The organism is Kitasatospora phosalacinea, from assembly GCF_030268885.1.
Taxonomy (GTDB): Bacteria; Actinomycetota; Actinomycetes; order Streptomycetales; family Streptomycetaceae; genus Kitasatospora; species Kitasatospora phosalacinea_C.
This window is the reverse complement of the sequence record NZ_BSSA01000001.1, coordinates 552,225-572,677: the sequence shown is the minus strand read 5'-3', so window position 1 is coordinate 572,677 and position 20,453 is coordinate 552,225. Positions and strand designations below refer to the sequence as shown.

Sequence of the window (20,453 nt, the reverse complement as noted above, 5' to 3'; positions counted from 1 at the left end):
CCCGCGGGCGTCCGGGGTGTCACTGGCGGGGCGGTCCGCCGACGGGGCTGCCGAGGCGGGCGCGCAGGCGGCGGTAGGTGCGCCAGGCGCGGGTGGCGGTGCTGTCGCGGAGCGGGCCGGTGCGGGTGGCGCGCAGGTGGGTCCAGTCCTCGAAGGTGCGGGCGGGGGTGGTGCGCATGACCATCAGGCGGCAGATCCGCAGCGGGTCGTCGATGGTGGAGCTGAGGGCGTTGCCGACGGCGGTGGCGGAGGTCCAGCCGGCCCGGGCGACCTCGCGGCGGACGGCGGGGCTGTGGTAGCCGTGGGGGTAGGCGAAGGCGGTGGCGGGGTGGCCCAGGGCGTCCTCCAGCTCGCGTTTGCTGTCGGCGACCTCCTGGCGGAGCCGGGCGGGCCGGGCGGTGTCGAGCGGGAGGTGGGTGCGGGAGTGGCCGCCGATCTCCACGCCGAGGGCGTCGAGGGTGGCGACCTGCCGCCAGTTGAGCATGGGGGTGGGGGGCAGCAGGCTGCCGCCGGGCCGGGCGCCGGGGGCGTGGACGGCGCCGGTGGTGAGGTAGACGGTGGCGGGCAGGCCGCGGTCGGAGAGGATCGGGGCGACCGTCCAGTAGAAGTCGGCGTAGCCGTCGTCGAAGGTGAGGACGGCGCAGTGGGCGGGCAGCGGGGGCCCGCCGTGCAGGGCGGCGACCAGGCGGGCGAGCGGGACGACGGAGAGTCCGGCGTCCTGGATGCGGTCGAGTTGGGCGCGGAAGGCGTGCGGGGGGACGGTGTAGGGGGCGAGCCAGTTCGGCGGGTCGTCGGACACCGAGTGGTAGAGCAGGACGGGGACGGCGGTCATGGCGTTCCCCTTTCCTGATGGTTCGTCAACTGTGCTGCCCGCTGGGCGAGGTAGCCTCCGGCGGTGAGCAGGACGCCGCCGGTGAGGGCGGTGGCGGTGCCGAGGCGGCCGCGCAGCAGGGCGCGGCGCAGGGCGGCGGGGACGGTGCGGCGCAGGTAGGCGCGTTCGCTGGCGAGGGCCGGTCCGGGGCCGGTGCGGCGGGCGACCATCGCCTTGGAGCGTCCTTCGGCGAGGCAGCGGGCGGCGAAGTACCGTACGGTGGCGCGCTGTCGGGGGACGTGGTGGCGGACGGCGGCGGACGGGTCGTAGTGCATCCGGGCGCCGGGGTGGCGGGCGGCCAGGCGCAGGCAGAGTTCGGTCTCCTCGCAGCCGAGGGGGCGGCGGCCGACGCGTCCGAGGTCGGTGCGGAAGCCGCCCGCGGCGCGGGCCGCGTCGGTGCGGAAGGACATGTTGGCGCCGATCAGGTTGCGCACCCGGTCGGGCCGTCGGGGCATGCCGCTGTGGCTGCAGCCGACGACCCAGTCGAAGGCGGGCGGGAACCAGCGGGGGCGGCCGTGCTGCCAGTGCGGGACGACGGGTCCGCCCGCGCCGAGCACGCGCTCGTCGCGGTAGGCGGCGAGCAGGGTGGCGCTCCAGCCGGGGCGGGCGGCGGCGTCGTCGTCGAGGAAGGCGGTGACGGTGCCGCGGGCGGCGGCGAGTGCGGTGTTGCGGGCCCCGGACAGGCCGGTCCGCTGCCGGTTGGCGAGCACCGTGACGCCCGGCAACTCGTGGGCCTTCCGCAGTAGTTCGTCGTTGTGGTCGATGACCAGGAGCAGTTCGCCGGGGGGCGGCTGCTGCCGGTGCACGGAGTCGACGGCGGCGCGCAGCAGCGTCCAGCGCTCCAGCGTGTAGGCGCAGATCGCCACGGTGAGGGTGGGGTCGGGGGCGGGACCGTGGGCGGGGGTGGGGCGGGGGCTCATGTCGGCTCCTCCTCGGGGTGTGGGCGGGGCCGGCCGGGCAGCGGGGCCGGTCCGAGGACGCGGGGCAGCGCGGCGAGCAGCGGCAGGGCCAGGGCGCATTCGGCGATCAACCAGGCGCAGCCGATGCCGGTGAGGCCGAAGGTGGGCAGCAGGACGGCGGTCAGGGCGATGACGACGACGGCGAAGGCCAGCCGGATGCCGATCATCCAGGGCAGCGCGCGGCGCACCCGGGCGACCTGGAGGACCACGTTGGGCACGGTGTTGGGGATCGCGGACAGGACCATCAGCCGCAGCGCGGTGGTGCCGTGCTCGGCGTAGTCGGGGCCGAACAGGCCGAGGATCCAGGGCGCCGCGGCGGCGATCGGCAGCGCGGCGGCGGTCACCAGCAGGGTGGAGTGGCGCAGCAGCCGGCGGGCGTGCTCGGCGAGCCGGGCGGGGTCGCGGGAGCCTTCGACGACCAGCGAGTGGCCCATGCTGAACGCGGCCACGTACAGGGTGGAGGCGATGACGAAGGCCAGCGAGTAGTAGGCGCTGCCGTCGGCGCCGAGCCGGTCCAGGACCATCAGCGGCAGGACGGTCGCCGCGGCGAAGGTGCACAGGTTGCCGAGGTAGTCGGCCCCGGCCCAGCGGGCGATCCGCTCGGTCGGAGGCGCTTCCCGCTCGTCGACGGGGGCGCTCCGGTGCGCGGGGATCGCGCTGCGGAACAGCACGGCGTTGGTGAGGACGATGGCCAGGACGAGCGCGGCGGCCCAGGACAGCAGGATGCCGGTGCCGACGGCGAACGCGGCGCACAGCGCGAGCAGGGCGGCCTTGGCGACGGCGAACACGGTGTTCTCGCCGAGCACCCAGCCGGCCCGGCGGACGCCGGTGAGCGCGCCGTCCTGCAGCACGAACACCGAGTACCCGGCGGTGGCGGCGACGAACGACACGGCGAGGACGGGTCGGCGCAGCTCGCCGAGGTCGGGGGCGACGACGGGGACCAGCAGCAGGAACGCGACGGCGACGACGGCGCTGACGGTGGTGCTGACCAGGTAGCTGCGCAGCACCAGGGCGCGGGTGCGGCGTCCGGCGGTGGGGACGAAGCGCACCAGGGCGTCGCCGAGGTTCAGGCTGCCCAGGGTGGACAGGAACATGGTCGCGGACAGCGCGGCGTAGCTGCGGCCGACGTCGGCGGCGCTGTAGGAGCGGGTCGCGAGGATCCAGAACAGCGAGCCGAGCCCGGCCGACAGCAGCGAACTCGCGGCCAGCAGGTGGCCGTTGTGCAGCAGCGGCTCCCGGCGGGAACGGGCGAGCAGGGCCCGCGTCCCGGCCCGCAGCAGTGTCGGGTAGCTGCACTCGCAGGGCAGTTCGACGGGGCAGGCGCAGCGGGCGCGCCGGTCGACGGCGCTCATCGGCCCGGCCCGTCCGTGAGTTGGCGCTCCGCGGGTCGGCGCTCGGCGGGTCGGGGCTCGGCGGGACGACGCTCCGCCACCCGGTGGTCGGCCGCCTCGCCGTCCGCGAACGGCCTTTCGGCGTACCGCCGTTCGTCCCGCCGCCGGTCGGCGAGTCGGCGTTCGGCGATCCGGTGCTCGGTGATCCGGTGATCGGCGCGGTGCTGGGCGCGCAGGCTGCGCAGGTAGCCGAGCGGGCCGTACAGCAGGCCGAGCAGTTCGCGGCGGCGCAGCGTCCGCAGCAGCGGGTCCGCGGGGGCGGTCGGGGTGGCGGCGGGTGCGCCCCGGTGGGCGGTGCGCCACAGGCCGCGCGGGATCAGCGGCACCAGGGCGGCCAGCAGCCGGGGTTGGTGGCGGACGGCGGCGGCGAGGTAGGCGCCGAAGCCCGCGCCGAGGCCGAACACCTGCCGCGGCAGGGTGTCGAGTTCGCGCCGGTGCGGGTGCCAGACGATGGCGTCGGGCCGGTAGCTGACGGTGTGCCCGGCGGTCAGGACCTGCAAGAAGGCGAGCAGGTCCTCCCCGCCGAGGGCGGGCGTGCCGGTGCCGGTCGCGGGGTCGAACCCGCCGAGGGCGCGCAGCACTTCGGTGCGGAAGGCCATGTTCGCGCCGGTGCCGAGGCGGCCGGTGGCGAAGGGGTGCAGCGGGTCCCCGGTGGGGGTGTGCAGGGTGTGGTCGCGCGGGGCGAAGCCCTTGCCGTAGCCGCCGTAGCGCTCCAGCAGGAGCTGGGCGCGGGTGTCGAGTTCGGCGGGCAGCACGAGTCCGGTGACGCAGGCGGTGCGTGGGGCGCCCCGGAAGCCCGCGGCCAGGGCGGGCAGCCACTGCGGGTCGAGGACCAGGTCGTCGTCGGCGAACGCGCAGATCGTGCCGCGGGCGGCGGCCAGCCCCCGGTTGCGGGCCCGGGCCAGGCCGGGCACCGGCTCGCGCAGGTAGCGCACCCGGCGGCCGTAGCGCTGCAGCAGCAGGCGGCGGACGGTGTCGTCGGCGGGGGCGTTGTCGACCACGACGGCGTCCAGGTAGGGGTAGTGGGTGCGCAGCAGCGAGTCGAGGCAGCGGATGAGCAGTTCGGGCCGGTTGTGGGTGCACACCACGACGCTGACGGTGGGCTCCTCGCCGGTGTCCTCCTCCGCCCCCGCCCCCGACCCGTCCGGACCGCCCGGCCCCGACTCGCCCGCCTGCGACTCGCCCGCCTGCGCGTCGAACCGGCGGTGCGCGGCGGCGTGCAGGGCGGCGCAGAGCTGTTCGGGGCGGCCGCCCGGGGCGTGGGCGGTGACGGTGCCCAGCGGGCGCCCGGCGGAGCGGACCAGGGCGAGGGCCCGCCGCCCGGCGGGGCGGTACCACTCGCCGTAGCCGGGTCGGCGCAGTTCGCCGGGGCGGGTGAGGTCGAGCTCGACGACCTGTACCGGCGGCTCTTCCGGCAGGACCGCGGAGGCCGACGCGGGGACGGGCGCGGGGGCGGACGCGGCGTTGCGGGTGTTCATGGCCGGCCTCCGCCGGGGGTGTGCCGCTGCTGCCAGCGGGCGTAGAGGTAACGGGACGGCCCGAGGAGGAGGCCGCGGCGCTCCATCCGGCGCAGGGCCCGCAGGCGGCGGCGCTCCAGCGGGGTGTCGGCGGCGGGCGGGCGGTGGCCGCGGTGCCAGCCGAGGGCCCCGGCGGGCAGGCGCAGCAGCAGGTCGGCGAGCAGGGCGGGGCGGCGGCGCAGCGCGGCGGCGAGGTAGGCGCCGAAGCCGATGCCGAGGCCGCGGACCTGGACGGTGAGGGCCTGCAGGGTGCGCCGGTGGCGGTGCCAGACGACGGCGTCGGGCCGGTAGGCGACGGTGTGCCCGGCGGTCAGGACGAGGTGGAAGGCGAGCAGGTCCTCGCCGCCGCGGGAGGGGGTGCCGGTGCCGGTGGCGGGGTCGAACCCGCCGAGGGCGCGCAGCAGTTCGGTGCGGAAGGCCATGTTCGCGCCGATGCCGCAGCGGCCGGTGGAGTACCGGTCGAGCGGGCCCGCGTCGGGGGCGGCGAGGTTCCAGTCGCGGGGCGTCCAGCCGCGTTCCGTTCCGGCGTAGCGTTCGAACAACTGCTGGGCGGGGGTGTCGAGTTCGGCGGGGACGACGAGTCCGGTGACGCAGCCGGTGCGCCGGTCGGCGGCGAACGCGGCGGCCAGGGCGGCCAGCCAGCCGGGGTCGGCGAGGGCGTCGTCGTCGGTGAACGCGCAGATCGCGCCGCGGGCGGCGGCCAGCCCCCGGTTGCGGGCCCGGGACAGGCCGGGGGCGGGCTCGCACAGGTAGCGGACCCGGCCGGGGTAGCGCTCCTTGACCAGCTGCTCGGTGGCGGGGCCGGTGGGGGCGTTGTCGACCAGCAGCACGTCCACGAACGGGACGCCCGGGGCCTCGGCCGGTCCGTCCCCGACGGGTCCGGCGAACGCACCGCGCCTGTCGAACGCACCGCGCCCCGCGGAAGCACCGCGCCCCACGGAAGCACCGCTCCCGGCGAGGGCACCGCGCCCCACGGAAGCACCGCTCCCGGCGAGGGCACCGCGTCCGGCGAGGGCACCGCCGCCCACGGAAGCGCCGCGCTCCGCCAGGGCGTCGGCGGCGCGCAGCACGGAGTCCAGGCAGTCGGCGAGCAGTTCGGTGCGGTCGCGGGTGCAGATCACGACGGTCATCCCGCCGGTCGGGAGCACGGCCCGGCCGCCGGGCTCCTTCGGTTCGAACTCCGTTTCTGGGAAGTCGAGTTCGCGATGAGCGGCGGCGGCCAGCGCCCGGGCGAGCGCGGCGGGCCGGCCGCTCGTCCCGGTGGCGTGCACCATGCCGAGCGGGTGTCCGTGCAGTCGCACCAACGCCGACACGCGTCCGTCGGGGGCGGCGGGGCCGCGGCCGCCGGGCGAGCGCACCTCGCCCGGGTCGGCCAGGTCGAGTTCGACCACGGTGACGGGGGTGTGCGGCGAGGCCGGTGCGGCGGGCGGCGGGCAGGCCGCGGGGCGGCGCCGACCGCGGCCGTTCATCGTCCCTCCCCCGCGCCGGGGCGTTCGGCGAGCAGGGTGCGCAGTACTCTGCGGCCGTCGGAGACGGCGTGCAGGTGGGAGCGTCCGCTGCGGCGGGGAAGTTCCAGGCTGGGGACTTCGGCGATCCGCAGTCCCGAGCGCAGTGCGTGGGCGATCATCTCGGCCTCGATCTCGAAGCCGGTGGCGCGCAGGTCGAGTTCGGCGAGGAAGTCGCGGCGGAAGGCGCAGTAGCCGTAGCACAGGTCGGTCAGCAGGCCGCCGTAGAGGCGGTTGACGACCAGCAGCAGGGCCTTGTTGCCGAGCGCACGCAGCGGCGTGAGGTCGAGCGAGCCGCCGCCGGCCATCCGGCGGGAGCCCTTGACGAAGTCGTATCCGTGGTCGAGGAAGTGCAGGAAGTGCGGGATCTCGCCGGGCCACATCGAGCCGTCGGCGTCGATCATCACGATGTACTCGCCGGTGGCGGCGGCGAATCCGGCGCGCAGCGCGTTGCCCTTGCCGGGGGCGCCCTGGTCGACGTTGCGGACGGTGGGGCGGCAGGCGCGGGCCATCGCGACGGTGGCGTCCCGGGAGGAGCCGTCGACCAGGATGACCTCGTCCACGCAGCTGGGGATCTGCTCGAACACCCAGGGGATGTTGCGGGCCTCGTCCCGGGCGGGGACGACCAGGCTGACGGTGTGCCGGGTGCGGTAGTCGCCGGCCCGCCGGGCGGGTCCGCGGACGAGCGGGCGGACGGGCGGGCGGTCACCGGCCCGGCGCATCGGGGCCCGGTCGGCGATCCGGTCGGCGGCGCGGCGCCGGAGCCCGGTCCCGGGGGGCGTCCGCGGGTCGGTGGACGCCCGGGACCCGGCCGGACCGCCGGACGGTGTGGCGGGGTTGGCTGGGGGTTGCCCGGTGGGCAGGGTGGTGCTCATCGCGGTGCCTCTTCGTGGCGGGCCTCTCGCGGGGCGGCGGGCCTCTCGCGGGGCGGAGGCGGGAACGGGCAGGGCGCTGCCCGTGCGGAAGGTGGGGTGCGGCGGTCCGGGACGGCGCCGGACGGGGTCGGCGGTCCGGGACGTCACCGGGCGGGTACGGCGGCCCGGGACGTCACCGCGGTTCCAGTGCTCCCCCCGGTTCCATCGCCCTCCCTGGTGCCCGGTCTCCCTGCCGGTCCCCCTCGGGACGGTCGGCGCCGCAGAAGGGCGATCGTCGTCCGGGGCGCGTGGTGCGCCGCGTGCGGCCCGCTCGGCGAGGTGGGGGCGGGGCCCCCGTACCGGCGGTGCCAGGACCTCATCGTCCGCCCGCGGCGGAGCGACTGTCAACCGTCTTCGCACCGGTCTGTCCGTTTTTGCCCCACCGTGCGGACGCCGTCTCCCGCCCCGTTCCGGACCCTCCGGCCACCGCGGGGCGGGCGGCCCGTCGTGCCGCGTCCGAAACTGCCACCCGACGCACCCGCGACGCCCGGCCCCGCCCCCGCAGAAAGGTTTCAGCTCTCGTACCCGAGCCCGGGCTCGGGCGCCGCCTCGAAGTCGGCCTCGGCGATCCGCCGGGCGATCTCGGCGGGGCGGACGGGGCGGCCGAAGTGCCAGCCCTGGGCGAGGTCGCAGCCCATCAGGCGCAGGCGTTCGGCGTCGGCCCGGCTCTCCACGCCCTCGGCGGTGACCGACAGCCCCAGGGTGTGGGCGAGCGAGACCAGCCCGCTGACGATGCGCCAGCCGAGGTGGGTGTCCTTGGCGGGGTCGTGCAGGTCGCCGACGAAGGAACCGGCGATCTTGAGGTTGGAGACCGGCAGGTCGCGCAGGTAGGCGAGGTTGGACCAGCCGGTGCCGAAGTCGTCGACGGAGAGCGAGACGCCCATGTCGACCAGGGCGTGCAGGGCCTTGAGCGCCTCGTCCTCGGGGCCGACCACGGTCGACTCGGTGATCTCCAGCTGCAGCATGGCCGGGTCGAGCCCGGTGCTGCGCAGGGTGCGTTCGACGTCGCCGACCAGTCCGGCGCTGCGGGCCTGCCGCACGGCCAGGTTGACGCTCACCCGGGGCGCCCGGTCGCCGAACCGGGCGACCCAGTCGGCGGCCTGCTCGCAGGCCTGTTCCAGCACCCAGCGGCCGAGCGGCATGATCAGCCCGGTCTCCTCGGCGACGCCGACGAACTCCTCCGGGCCGAGCACCCCGAGCTGCGGGTGCCGCCAGCGCACCAGCGCCTCGACGCCGGCCATCGCGCCGGATGCGAGGTCGACCATCGGCTGGTAGTCGATGAAGAACTCGCCGCGGTCCAGCGCGGCGGGCATCCGCACGGACACCGCGTAGCGGCTGACGGCGCGGGCGTTCTCCTTGGGGTCGAAGAGCGTCCAGCGGCCGCGTCCGGCCTCCTTGGCGCGGTACAGCGTGAGGTCGGCGGCCCGGACGGCGGCGCCGGGCGTGGTGGTGGCGATGCGCCGCTCCAGCACGCCGACGCTGGCGCCGACGGCGAGCCGGTGGTCGCCGATCACGACGGGCTTGGTGAGCGCGGCGAGCACGGTCTTGGCGGCGGCGACGGCCTCCTGCTCGCCGCGGCAGTTCTCCAGCAGCACCACGAACTCGTCGCCGCCGAGCCGGGCCACCATGTGGCCGAGCGGGCTGAGCGCGTTCTCCAGGCGGCGGGCCACCACGGTCAGCAGCTGGTCGCCCATGTCGTGGCCGAGGCTGTCGTTGACGACCTTGAAGCCGTCCAGGTCGACGTAGCACAGGCCGAAGCGGACGTCCGGCTCCGGTTCCTCGAAGAGCTTCTCCAGCCGTTCGAAGAACGCGGCCCGGTTGGGCAGGCCGGTCAGCGGGTCGTGGGTGGCCTGGTGGCGCAGCCGCTCCTGCAGGCGGTAGCGGTCGGTGACGTCCTCCAGCATGGCGACCTGGTAGAGCGGGGCGCCGTCGTCGTCGCGGATCAGCGAGACGGTCAGGTGGGTCCACACCACTTCGCCGTCGCGGCGGTAGTACGGCTTGTCGAACTGGAAGTACTCGCGCTTGCCGCTGATCAGCTCCTCGTACGCCTCCCAGACGCCGGGGGTGTCCTCGGGGTGGACCAGGTCGTTGACGCGCACGCCCGTCATGTCCTCGGGGCCGCCGCCGAAGATCTCGCCGAGGGCCCGGTTGACGGCCAGGATGTTGCCGTCGGTGTCGCCGAGGCCGATGCCGATCGCGGCGGACTCGAACAGGGCGCGGAAGCGGGCCTCGGAGACCCGCAGGGCCTTCTCGACCTCCTGCCGGGCGGTGTCGGCGGCGAGCCGGATCGCCTCCTGCTCGCGCAGCGTGCGTTCGCGCAGGGCGGCGGCCCAGCCGGCCGCGAAGGCGCCGCTGAGCTCCGGGCCGCGCTCGTCGGGCACGGCCTGACGCTGGATCAACTGCACGGTGTCGGCGAGCAGTTGCGGGTCGGTGAACTGGTTGTCGATGAGCAGCGCGCCGACCTGTCCGGCCAGTTCGGGGCGGAACGGGTGCTCGCGGGCGGCGCGCAGCAGCAGGTCGGCGGTGCTGGCGATCAGCGGGTTCAGCACGCCGGGGCGCACCGCGGCGCCGTGCCCGGTGCGCAGCATGGCGGACCAGGCGGCGCGGAAGTCGGCGGCCGCGGCCTCCTCGGCCCGCGCGTCCTGCGCCGCCTGCGTGCCCGCCGCCCTGCCCGCAGCAGCCCCGAGCGCCTCGCCGACCGTCCCGCCCGCAGCCGGTCCGAGCGCGTCGTCGGCCGCCCCGAGCGCGTCGTCGGCCGTCCCGAGCGCGTCGCCACCCGGCGCACTGTCGTCGTCCAGCGGGCCGGGCAGGTCTGCCGACTCGTTCACGACAGGCGCCCGACCCCGGCCATGCCGGTCATCCGCTCGGGGTGCGGGCCGACCGAGTCCGCGTCGTCGGGCCGCCACTCGGGCAGGTAGACGACGCCGGGTTCGACCAGCTCGTAGCCCTCGAAGAAGGCGGTGATCTGTTCGCGGTTGCGCATGGTGAGCGGGGTCGGGGTGGAGCGGTAGAGGCTCTGGTGGGAGCCGGCCTGGTCGGGGCGCCCCTCCAGGGAGGCGTGCGAGAGGATCAGCATGCTGCCGCTGGGGAGGGCCTCGCGGAGCTTGGCGAGGATCTTGTCGGGTTCGTCGGCGTCGGTGACGAAGTGCAGGACGGCGTTGAGGATGACCGCGACGGGTTCGCCGGGGGCGAGCAGTTCCTCGACCTCGGGGCGGGCGAGCAGGTCGTCGGTGTTGCGCAGGTCGGCGTCGACGATCTGGCAGAGCGGGTCGTCGGCCAGGATGAGGCGGCTGTGCGCGACCGCGACGGGGTCCATGTCGACGTAGACGACCCGCGCGTCGGGCCGGTGCTCGCGGGCCACCTCGTGGACGGCGCCGAAGGTGGGGATGCCGGAGCCGATGTCCAGGTAGCGGCTGATGCCCTCCTCCGCGGCGAACTGGGTCGCCCGGCGCAGGAAGGCCCGGTTGGCCCGCATGATCTTGGGCAGGTCCGGCCAGAGTTCGATCGCCTTGCGCGCCATCTGCCGGTCGACCTCGAAGTTGTGCGATCCGCCGAGGTAGTAGTCGTAGACCCGGGCGGCGTTCGGCTTGTCGAGGTCGGTCCCTGCGGGCACCCAGTTCGGACGCGCCATGACGGCACTCCCTCCGACGTGGCAGTCGAAAATGGCAATAGGACATAAAGATCTTCCTATATTTGTGATGCGCATCGCAAGCCGCGGCGTCCGAACGGCGGCGCGGCGCGTCCCGCGTGGCGCCCGCGCCGGATCGGCGCAGAATCACCTTCATGGGCGGACGCATCGAGGACTACGCGCTCCTCTCCGACCTGCAGACCGCCGCCCTGGTCGGCCGGGACGGCTCGGTGGACTGGCTCTGCCTGCCCCGCTTCGACTCCCCCAGCTGCTTCGCGGCCCTGCTGGGCGCCCCCGAGCACGGCGCCTGGCGGATCGCCCCGGCCGGGGCGGCCGACTGCACGGAGCGCCGCTACCTCGGCGACACCCTGGTGCTGGAGTCGCGCTGGCGCACCCCGGACGGCGAGGTCGCGGTGGTCGACCTGATGCCGCACCGCGACCGGACCCCGCGGCTGGTGCGGATCGTCGAGGGCGTCAGCGGCGCCGTCCCGGTCCGCGGCGAGCTGCGGCTGCGCTTCCACCACGGCCGGGTCGACCCGTGGGTCCGCCGCACCGAGCACCACCGGGTCGCCGTCGCCGGGCCGGACGCCGCCTGGCTGCGCGTCCCGCCGGGCGTGCACACCTACGGCGCGGACGGCACCACCGTCTCCGAGTTCACCATCCGCCCCGGGGAGCGCGTCCCGTTCGTGCTGACCTGGCAGCCCTCGCACCTGTCCACCACCCCGCGCACCGATCCCGAGGCGCTGCTGGCCGCGACGCTGGAGGGTTGGCGCGAGTGGGCCGGGCAGCTGCGCTACCGGGGCGAGTGGCGGGAGGCGGTGCTGCGCTCGCTGTTGACCCTGAAGGCGCTGGCGTACGAGCCGACCGGCGGGATCGTCGCGGCGCCGACCAGTTCGCTGCCGGAGGTGCCGGGCGGGGAGCGCAACTGGGACTACCGGTTCTGCTGGCTGCGCGACTCGGCGATGACGCTGTCGGCGCTGCTGCGCGGCGGCTTCCGCCAGGAGGCGGCGGCCTGGCGCAAGTGGCTGCTGCGCGCGGTGGCGGGCGACCCGTCCGACGTGCAGGCGGTGTACGGGGTGGCCGGGGAGCGCGGCCTGCCGGAGACCGAGGCCCGCTGGCTGCCCGGACACCTCGGCTCGACGCCCGTCCGGTTCGGCAACGCGGCCGTCGGGCAGCTCCAGCTCGACGTCTACGGCGAGGTGGTGGACACCCTGGACCTGGCGCTGCGGGCGGGCATCCCGATGGAGCGGCAGGTGTGGAGCCTGCTGCGCACGCTGCTCGGTTCGCTGGCCGCGCGCTGGCGCGAGCCGGACGAGGGTCTGTGGGAAGTGCGGTGCGGGCGGCGGCAGTTCACCCACTCGAAGGTGATGGCCTGGGTCGCCGCCGACCGGGCGGTGCGGATGGCGGAGGCCACCGGCCTGCCCGCCCCGCTGGAGCAGTGGCGGGCGCTGCGCGACGCGGTGCACGCCGAGGTGTGCGAGCGGGCCGTGGACCCGCGCCGCGGGGTGTTCGTCCGCTCCTACGGGGAGGGCGAGTTGGACGCGGCGACGCTGTTCGTCGCCACCACCGGTTTCCTGCCGCCGGACGACCCCCGGGTGGTGCGCACGGTGGAGGCCGTCCAGGACGGCCTGGACCACGGCGGGTTGGTGCGCCGCTACCGGCCGGGGGCGACGGACGGCCTGTCCGGGTCCGAAGGGGCTTTCCTGGCCTGCTCGTTCTGGCTGGCGGACGCGCTGGCACTACTGGGCCGCCGCGGCGAGGCGCGCGAACTCTTCGTCCGGACGGCCTCGTTGGCCAACGACCTGGGCCTGCTCAGCGAGCAGTGGGACCCGGTGGGCCGCCGCCAGCTGGGCAACACCCCGCAGGCGTTCACCCATGTCGCCCTGGTCAACACCGCCTTCCGGCTGGGTGGTTGACGCTCCGTGCGGAAAACGGCAACCGCCCACCTGCAGACCCTGCAGGTGGGCGGCGCCTCTATTGGTGGTGCGTTGCGGCTCTCCCCGCGTCAGTCGGGTGGGGCCGCTGTCCGCTGCGTGCTACCGGCTGCCTGGTGTCAGCTGGTGGCGGTGCAGGTCAGGGTCGGGACGGCGTTGCTGCCCGAGTAGTTGGCGCCGAAGCCGAAGCTGGTGGAGCCGTTGGCGGCGACGGTGCCGTTGTAGCCGGCGTTGTTGACGGTCACGGACTGGCCGGACTGGCTCACGGTGCCGTTCCACAGGTTGGTGATCTGCTGGTTGCCACCGTAGGTCCAGGTGACCTTCCAGGACTTGATCGCGGTGTTGCCCGCGGTCACGGTGATGTCGGCGTTGAAGCCGGCGCCCCAGTCGCTGCTGACCTTGTAGGTGGCGGTGCAGCCGGCGCCGGTGCTGGTGCCGGCCTGGGTGGTGGCGGTGACGGCCGCGGCGGCGGAGAGGTTGCCGGCCGCGTCCTTGGCCTTCACGGTGTACGAGTACGCGGTGGAGGCGGTCAGGCCCGAGTCGGTGTACGAGGTGCTGGTGGTGGACCCGATCAGGGTGCCGCCGCGGTACACGTTGTAACCGGTCACGCCGACGTTGTCGGTGGAGGCGCCCCAGGTCAGCGTGGCGCTGCTGGAGGTGGTGGTCGCCGCCAGGTTGGTCGGGGCGGTCGGGGCGGTGGTGTCGGTGGTGCCACCGGCGGTGGTGGTGGCGCTGAGCGCCGCGGAGGCCGCGGAGACGTTGCCGGCCGCGTCCTTCGCCTTGACCGTGTACGAGTACGCGGTGGAGGCGGTCAGGCCGGTGTCGGTGTACGAGGTGTTGTTGGTGGACCCGATCAGGGTGCCGCCGCGGTACACGTCGTAGCCGGTCACGCCGACGTTGTCGGTGGAGGCGGTCCAGGTCAGCGAGACGCTGCTGGAGGTGGTGGTCGCCGCGAGGCCCGTCGGGGCGGTCGGGGCGGTGGTGTCGCCGGTGCTGGTGCCGAGCGCCGGGTAGGCGTTCTTCAGCAGCTCCTGGAACTGGGCCGAGAACCAGTGGCCCGCGAGCGGGGCGTTGGGCAGCGCACCCGACATGTTGTTGTTGTTGCGCGCGTTGCCGGTGTAGGTCGGGTCGCACATGGCGTCGAAGCCCTTGCCCTCGTCGTTGGCGACGGCCTGGCTCGCGCCGTCCGACTCACCCGGGGGCTTGACCCACACGTACGCGGCGATGCCGTCCTCGGGGGCGGCCTTCGGGCGCTCGCCGAGGCCCGCGCCGGACTGGTTGCACCAGTTGCCGGTCTGGAAGCGGCGGTCGATGCGGCCGCCGTCGACGTACGCGTCCACGGTGGTCTTCGGGCCCGGGCCGGCCGGACGGTTCGCGCCGCCCCAGCCGTTGCGGGAGGTGTCGATGATCATGCCGATGTTCGAGTTGAACCCGGACGCGATCGCCTTGGTGCGCCACGCCTTCGCGAAGGACGCCTCGTCGACGTACTGGTTCCAGTCCACCCACTTCGACTGGCGGACCGAGGTGCCGTTCACCGTGTCGGCGACGGTGAAGTTGGGCTCGTGCAGCGCGCCGTAGTTGGCGGTGTTGACGACGAAGCCCTGGACGTTGTTGAGCGTCGAGCCGGACGCGGTGGCGGCCTGCTTGATGACGTCGATGGCCGGCTGCATGTTGGAGTCCCAGCCGAGCCAGCCGTGGTGGCCCGCGTCCACGTAGTTGTAGACGTTCGGGATCGCGCCCAGCTTGGCCAGCGCGTAACCGACGCCCTTGACGTAGTTGCCGTTGGCCTTCATGGTTTCGCAGTTGGGCGTCGAGGTGGCGGTGCCGCCCGCGTTGGTCGTCAGGTTCGGCAGCGAGTCGAGCTCGACCGTGGTGACGATCCGCAGGTTCGCGTAGGCCGGGTCGGCCAGGATCGCGGCGATCGGGTCGATGAACTCGCTCTGGTAGCGCGGCAGGTCGGTGGGGCCGAGCTCGCCGTTCGAGGCCAGGGCGGCGCAGTCGCGGCCCGGCAGGTCGTAGATGACGACCTGGAACACGTACGGCTTGCCCGCGGCCTGCTTCACCGCGGCGTTCAGGTGGTCGCGCAGGCCCATGCCGCCGTTGACGCCGTTGATGGCGGCGATGCGGTCCAGCCAGACGAAGGTGGGCTGGTTGGCGATGGCCGAACCGCCCGGCTCGGCGGCGGCGTTGGCGGACCACTCGGGGTTCACGTAGACCCCGGCGCCGACGAAGGGGTTGTCGACACGGGTCGCCGCGTGGGCGGCGGTGGTGGTCAGGGCAAGGGGGATCACGGTCGCGGCGCTGAGCACCGCGGCCGCTGCCGCCGTCCGGAGGCGACGCGTCAGATTTGCCGACACGGTAAGGGAGTCCTTTCGGGTGGGGGACGGACTCGATGAAAACGCCCCTAACTAATGGGAGCGCTCCCATACTTGGCCCGGACTGAGGCGAACTCAGCTCGGGGACAACCGATATGAAGCCATGACCTCGAACTCCCGTCAAGAAGTTGGACAGAACCTGTGGGAGCGCTCCCGCCGATCGGGGATGGACACCGCCCGCCGGGGTTCGGCCACCCCGCCCCCGCCCCGCTCCCGTCCCCCTCCCCCGCACCTCCTGAGCCCCAACAGGCCGCGCCCGCACCACCGTTCACCCCCGAATCGGGGACGGTTCGCCGACGATCCACCCACTCCCCCACCAGCTGCGCACCGCCCGCGCCGGGGGCGCACCGGGCCCGCGCGGCGCCTTCCGGCCGGGCGACCGTGGCCGGATCCGTCCCCCCTGCGGTCGCGGGTGCGCACCCCGCCCACGACCGGCGGGGACCACGGGCCACGGCCCGGACCACCGCGCGGGCCGGTGCGCGGCGCCCGGGGCGGCCGGACGCCCCGCACCCCGCCCCGCCACCGCCCCCACCTGCGGGTTCGCCCCGCCCGCCCGCCCCGCCCCCGTCCGGGCCCGGCCCCCGCGGCGCCGGACCGGACGAACCGCCCCGCGCCGGGGCCGTTCTGCTGCGAAACTTTCACGGTCCGCCGCGCCGCGGGGCGGATTCCGGCCCGGACGGGCCCGGTGCGCGTCGCCCGCCGGGCCCGGGCGCGGCCCCGTGGCAGGCTGTTCCCGACCCGCAGGAGGAACCCGTGCCCGCCCGACCCCGCTTCGACGACGACCAGCGCCGCGCCCGGCTCGCCCGCCGCCACAGGCTCGCCCCCGGCACCGGGGCCGACCGGGCCGAGCAGGTGGTGGACGACCTGGTCGCCGTGCACGCCACCGACCCCGCCACGGTGTTCCTCGCCGTCGCCGCCCGGCTCGCCGCGCCGGGCACCGCCGACACCGAGCGCGCCCTGTACGCCGACGGCACCGTGCTGCGCCGCCACGGCATGCGCAAGACCCTGTTCGCCGTCCCCGCCGACCTGGCCCCGGCCCTGTACGCCTCCACCACCGCGAAGGCCGCCGCCGCCGAACGCGCCCGCCTGCTCAAGGACTTCGCCGCCTCCGGCCGCGACGCCGCCTGGACCGCGGCCGCGGAGCGCGCCGTGCTCGACACCCTCACCGCCGCCCTCGACACCTCGCCGGACGGCCTGACGGGCAGTCAACTCGGCGAATTGGTACCGCAGTTGCGCGAGACCATCGACTACGGGGTCGGCACCTCCTACCAGACCGCCCAGCCCGTCGGCATGCGGCTGCTGCGGCTGCTCGGCATGGAGGGGGCGATGGTCCGCCGCCGCCCGCTGGGTGGCTGGACCAGCAGCCGGCACCGCTGGGTTCCGGGTCCGCCCGTGCCCGCCGCCCCGAAGCCCGCCGAACGCGCCGCCGCCCAGGCCGAGTTGGCCGCCCGCTGGCTCGCCTCCTACGGCCCCGCCACCGAGGACGACCTGGTCTGGTGGACCGGCTGGGGCATCCGCGAGGTGCGCACCGCACTGGCCGCGTGCGCGGCCGCCGAGGTCGAACTCGCCGACGGAAGCACCGGGTTCGTCCTCCCCGACGACCTCGCCCCGGAGCCCGACCCGGCCCCCTGGGCCGCCCTGCTGCCCGCCCTCGACCCCACCGCCATGGGCTGGAAGCACCGCGACTGGTACCTCTCCCCCGAGCACCGCCCCGACCTGGTCGACCGCTCCGGCAACCTCGGGCCCACCGTCTGGTGGAACGGCCGCGTCATCGGCGGCTGGGCCCAGCGCCCCGACGGCGAGGTGGCCTTCGACCTCCTCACCGACCCCGGCCCCGAGGCCCGCCGGGCGGTCGCCGCCCGGGCCGCCGCCCTCCGCACCGTCCTCGCCGACGTCCGCGTCACCCCGCGCTTCCGCACCCCGCTGGAGCGCCGCCTCAGCGCCTGAGCACCTGACCTGCGGATCCGACGGCGAGCGCGGGGCGCGCTGGGCCTAGCCCGGGACGATGACGACCACCTCGGCGATCCTCGGCCAGTTCGACCTCTGCGCGGACCGGGCGGAGTTCCCCGACCTGGACAACGGCTACTCCTACCCGGTCGCCGAGCGGCTCCACCTGTTCGGCGGCCGCACCCGCTGGGCCGTGGTCGCCGAACTGCTGGGGTACGCCCCGCGCGACGGGAACCTCGTCGACGTGGTGCACCGCTTCGGCAACTGCCTGACGCACGGCGAGCCCGGGTTCGGCGAGTTCCTGGAGCGGGTGGACAACATGGCGGAGCTCGACCCCGACCGGACCGGCCGCTACCCGGGCGGCACCCCGGTGGTCGTCCGCGGCACCGCCCTGTCCGTTCCCGCCGCACCGGGCACCCCCTGGCAGGACGTCTTCCGGCAGCTCGCCCCGGCGCACCGTCCGCTCCTGCTCGCCGACCCGGCGGAGCTGCGCACCGGCCTCCCCGCCGACCTGCCGGTGCTGCTCCGGCTCGACGAGTGGAACCAGCCGGAGGACCTCGGGGGCGTCATGCCCAGCGAGCACGAGACCTTCCGGCTGATCGCCGAGGTGCTGGACTCCGGCGACCCGTCCCGCTACCGGCCCGCACTGGCCCCGAACACCCACTGGTCCCACTGGCCGGAGGCCGGAACGCTGTAGGCCACCCGCCCCGCCCGCCCCCGGCTACTGCGGCGCGGCGCTCGTCGCGGCGGGCCCCTCGACCGGGGTGGTGGGGGTCGGGACGAGGGTGAGCTGCATCAGCAGGGTGTCGATCCAGCGGCCGTGCTTGTGGCCGACGGCGGCGAGGCGGCCGGCGTCGGTGAAGCCGAGGCGGCGGTGCAGGGCGGTGGAGGCGTCGTTGCCGGGGCTGGCGATGACGGCGACGAGCTGGCGGAGCTCGGTGCGGGCGCAGGCGTCGACCAGGGCGCGCAGCAGGGCGGTGCCGTGGCCGCGGCCGAGGTGCTGCGGGGAGAGGTAGACGGAGTTCTCGGCGGTGTGGCGGTAGGCGGGCTTGGGGCGCCAGGGAGCGGCGTAGGCGTAGCCGACGACCTGTCCGGAGACCTCGGCGACCAGGAAGGGCAGGCCGCGGCCGGTGAGGTCGGCCAGCCGCTCGTGCCAGTGCGCGACGGGGGGCGGGGTCTCTTCGAAGGTGCTGACGGTGTGTCGGACGTAGTGGGTGTAGATCCCGGCCACGTCCTCCAGGTCGGCGGGGGTGGCCGGGCGGATCAGGCGGCGGTCGTCGACGGTCACGGGAGCGAGCATAGGGGGCGGCCGCCCACACGGGTACGCGTCCTCCCCGGCCACCGCGAGGAAGCACCCGGGTGAAGTGCCCCGGGGACGGAGGCGGTTCCGGTACGGCGGGGCGGTGACCTGGGCGGACGGTCGGGCCAATCGGGTGAAGCGGGGCGGAGGGGCGCTCCGGCGGCGGTTAGGATCACCGGGTCTGACGGTCCGTCAGATCTCTTCGGGGGTGCGGTGTCCGTCGTAGGCGCTGTCGCACCGCCACGATGCGGCCGCGCCGCGCCGCCGGGCCCCGCCCGTCCCCCGCGCGGGGTGTCCCCCGTCCGGTCGGCGCACGTCCCTCCGCCTCCAGAAACGTTTCGCCTACGCATCACCCTTCTACCGCGAGGACTCCCCCAGCATGAGCACGACCACCCTCGCGGCCGCGCCCGCGGCCGCCACCGATGCGGAACTGCTCCGGGCGGCGGCCGACCACGCCCGCCGCCACGACACCGCCGCCCTGCTGGGCGCCCTGCTGCCGGGCCTGGACGGCGTCGAGCTGCGCGCACTGACCGACCGCTGCCGTTTCGCGCACACCGGGCTGCTGGTCTTCCCGCCGGACGCCGACGCGCTGCACCGGCTGCTCGCCGGGGCCGGGCTGGCGGCACGGGAGGCGCCGCGGCCGAGCACGGTGGTGCGGGAGCGGCTGGCCGCCCGGCACGGCCGGGACGCGGCCGGGCTGGAGGTCGGCATCCTGCGGCCCGCCGTGACGGGCGCGGACGGGGAGGACCGGGCGGTCGAGGTGTTCGCACTGACCGTGCCGCCGGGCTCGGACCTGGGCGAACTCGCCGCACACGAACGGGCGTTGCAGCACGAGGCGCACCTCGGCTTCGAGGTGGTGCGCCCCGACCCGCTGGTGCTGCGCGGCCTGTGCGCGCTGCTGGACCGGCACGGCGCGCGGCCGGACGGCGGCGGCTACAACCCGCACGAGGACGGCACGGTGCTGTACTTCACGGCGCCCGCCGGTGCGAAGGCCGACTGTCCGCGGATCGAGCTGTACGCGCCGGGCGACCACCGGGAGTTGCTGGCCGAGCACCTGGCCCGCCACCGCTCCGGGCAGCCCGCCGAGGTGCTGCTGCGGCAGCTGACCGGCGCGTGGACGACCCAGGCCCTGGGCGCCTTCGCCGAGTTGGGCGTCCCGGAGGCGATGGAGGCGCACCAGCCGCGCAGTGCCGAGGAGTTGGCGGCGGCGGTGGGTGCGGACCCGGAGACCCTGCGGTCGCTGCTGCGCTACCTGGCCGCGCTGGGCACGGTGGTGCAGGACGGCGCGGGCTTCCGGCTGGCCCCGGCGGGGGAGTTGCTGCGGGCGGGGGCGGCGGGTTCGCTGCGGCCGCTGTCCCTGCTGTACGCGGGCCCGTTCTACCGCTCCTTCGGCGAGTTGGCGTGGACGGTGCGGACCGGCCGGGTGGCCTTCGACCGGCTGTTCGGCGAGAACCACTTCGACCACTTCGCCCGCGATCCCCGGCTGGCGGAGCTGTTCGACCGCTCGATGGCGGCGAGCAGCCGGATGTTCGACCCGCTGCCGGGCCACCCGGTGGTCCGGGCGGCGGCCGCCGCGGCCGCCGCGGGCGCGCCGCGCACGGTGGTCGACCTCGCGGGCGGCACCGGCGAGCTGCTGGCCCGCCTGCTGACCGCGCACCCCGCGCTGCGCGGCGTCCTGCTGGAGCGCCGCCACGTCGCGGACGCGGCCCGGGCGTTCCTGGACGGCGCGGGCTGCGGGGCCCGGGTCGACTGCCGGGCGGGCGGGTTCGCGGACGTGCCGCCGGGCGGGGACGTGTACCTGCTGTCGCGGGTGCTGCACGACTGGGACGACGACCGCTGCCGGGAGATCCTGCGCCACCTCGCCGCCGCGATGCCGCCGCACGCGGACCTGCTGGTGGTCGAGCGCCTGCTGCCCGAGGACGGCTCCCCCTCGCTGGCCACCGCCTGGGACCTGCACATGCGCTGCAACGTGGGCGGCCGCGAACGCACCGCCGGGCACTACGCGCGCCTGTTCGCGGACGCCGGGCTGGAGTTGACCGGACACGAGCCGCTGCCGCTGGACGCCCGCGTCCTGCACGTGCGCAAGTCTCCGGTGGCGAGCGCGGGTTGACC

The 20,453-nt window shown here is 75.5% G+C and carries 14 protein-coding genes; 4 read left to right on the top strand and 10 right to left on the bottom strand.

Annotated features, from left to right (window positions below; all coding sequences use genetic code 11):
* Positions 1 to 19: 19 nt before the first annotated feature.
* From QSK52_RS02470 to QSK52_RS02435, 8 genes are all read right to left on the bottom strand, one after another.
* Complete coding sequence (locus tag QSK52_RS02470) at positions 20 to 832, bottom strand: polysaccharide deacetylase family protein (RefSeq protein WP_285732950.1); 813 nt, start codon at positions 830 to 832, stop codon at positions 20 to 22.
* Positions 829 to 1,791 (bottom strand): glycosyltransferase family 2 protein, encoded by a 963-nt coding sequence (locus QSK52_RS02465; RefSeq protein ID WP_285732948.1) that lies wholly within the window; start codon positions 1,789 to 1,791, stop codon positions 829 to 831. Before QSK52_RS02465 ends, QSK52_RS02470 begins: the two co-directional genes overlap by 4 nt.
* Positions 1,788 to 3,182 carry a lipopolysaccharide biosynthesis protein gene (locus tag QSK52_RS02460; RefSeq protein ID WP_285732946.1) on the bottom strand — a complete coding sequence of 465 codons (1,395 nt, stop codon included), beginning with the start codon at positions 3,180 to 3,182 and terminating at the stop codon, positions 1,788 to 1,790. The genes QSK52_RS02465 and QSK52_RS02460 overlap by 4 nt, the downstream gene beginning before the upstream one ends.
* Positions 3,179 to 4,699: a glycosyltransferase family 2 protein gene (locus tag QSK52_RS02455; RefSeq protein WP_285732943.1), complete on the bottom strand. Its 1,521-nt coding sequence runs from the start codon at positions 4,697 to 4,699 to the stop codon at positions 3,179 to 3,181. Before QSK52_RS02455 ends, QSK52_RS02460 begins: the two co-directional genes overlap by 4 nt.
* Complete coding sequence (locus QSK52_RS02450; RefSeq protein ID WP_285732942.1) at positions 4,696 to 6,207, bottom strand: glycosyltransferase; 1,512 nt, start codon at positions 6,205 to 6,207, stop codon at positions 4,696 to 4,698. Before QSK52_RS02450 ends, QSK52_RS02455 begins: the two co-directional genes overlap by 4 nt.
* On the bottom strand, positions 6,204 to 7,118 hold the full coding sequence (locus QSK52_RS02445) for a glycosyltransferase family 2 protein (protein ID WP_285732940.1): 915 nt from the start codon (positions 7,116 to 7,118) through the stop codon (positions 6,204 to 6,206). Before QSK52_RS02445 ends, QSK52_RS02450 begins: the two co-directional genes overlap by 4 nt.
* Positions 7,119 to 7,669: 551 nt before the next feature.
* A complete protein-coding gene (locus tag QSK52_RS02440; RefSeq protein WP_285732938.1) occupies positions 7,670 to 9,985 on the bottom strand; it encodes a putative bifunctional diguanylate cyclase/phosphodiesterase in 2,316 nt (771 codons plus the stop codon).
* Positions 9,982 to 10,788 (bottom strand): SAM-dependent methyltransferase, encoded by an 807-nt coding sequence (locus tag QSK52_RS02435; protein WP_285732935.1) that lies wholly within the window; start codon positions 10,786 to 10,788, stop codon positions 9,982 to 9,984. Before QSK52_RS02435 ends, QSK52_RS02440 begins: the two co-directional genes overlap by 4 nt.
* Before the next feature lie 152 nt (positions 10,789 to 10,940).
* On the opposite strand from QSK52_RS02435, the gene QSK52_RS02430 reads away from it, so the two are divergent.
* A complete protein-coding gene (locus QSK52_RS02430; protein ID WP_285732933.1) occupies positions 10,941 to 12,701 on the top strand; it encodes a glycoside hydrolase family 15 protein in 1,761 nt (586 codons plus the stop codon).
* A 137-nt stretch (positions 12,702 to 12,838) separates the two neighbouring features.
* Here QSK52_RS02430 and QSK52_RS02425 read toward each other — a convergent pair whose 3' ends face one another.
* A complete protein-coding gene (locus tag QSK52_RS02425) occupies positions 12,839 to 15,010 on the bottom strand; it encodes a glycoside hydrolase family 6 protein (RefSeq protein WP_285732931.1) in 2,172 nt (723 codons plus the stop codon).
* 837 nt (positions 15,011 to 15,847) lie between these two features.
* Between QSK52_RS02425 and QSK52_RS02420 the strand changes: the two genes are divergently transcribed.
* Both QSK52_RS02420 and QSK52_RS02415 read left to right on the top strand, forming a co-directional pair.
* A complete protein-coding gene (locus QSK52_RS02420) occupies positions 15,848 to 17,041 on the top strand; it encodes a winged helix DNA-binding domain-containing protein (protein WP_285732929.1) in 1,194 nt (397 codons plus the stop codon).
* Between the two features lie 58 nt (positions 17,042 to 17,099).
* Positions 17,100 to 17,738 carry a DUF7003 family protein gene (locus tag QSK52_RS02415; protein ID WP_285732927.1) on the top strand — a complete coding sequence of 213 codons (639 nt, stop codon included), beginning with the start codon at positions 17,100 to 17,102 and terminating at the stop codon, positions 17,736 to 17,738.
* 24 nt (positions 17,739 to 17,762) lie between these two features.
* Here the strand turns inward: QSK52_RS02415 and QSK52_RS02410 are convergent, their stop codons facing one another.
* Positions 17,763 to 18,341, bottom strand: a complete 579-nt coding sequence (locus QSK52_RS02410) for a GNAT family N-acetyltransferase (protein ID WP_435053146.1) — start codon at positions 18,339 to 18,341, stop codon at positions 17,763 to 17,765.
* Between the two features lie 379 nt (positions 18,342 to 18,720).
* Here QSK52_RS02410 and QSK52_RS02405 point away from each other — a divergent pair, with 379 nt between their 5' ends.
* A complete protein-coding gene (locus tag QSK52_RS02405) occupies positions 18,721 to 20,451 on the top strand; it encodes a methyltransferase (RefSeq protein ID WP_285732923.1) in 1,731 nt (576 codons plus the stop codon).
* Positions 20,452 to 20,453: the final 2 nt, after the last annotated feature.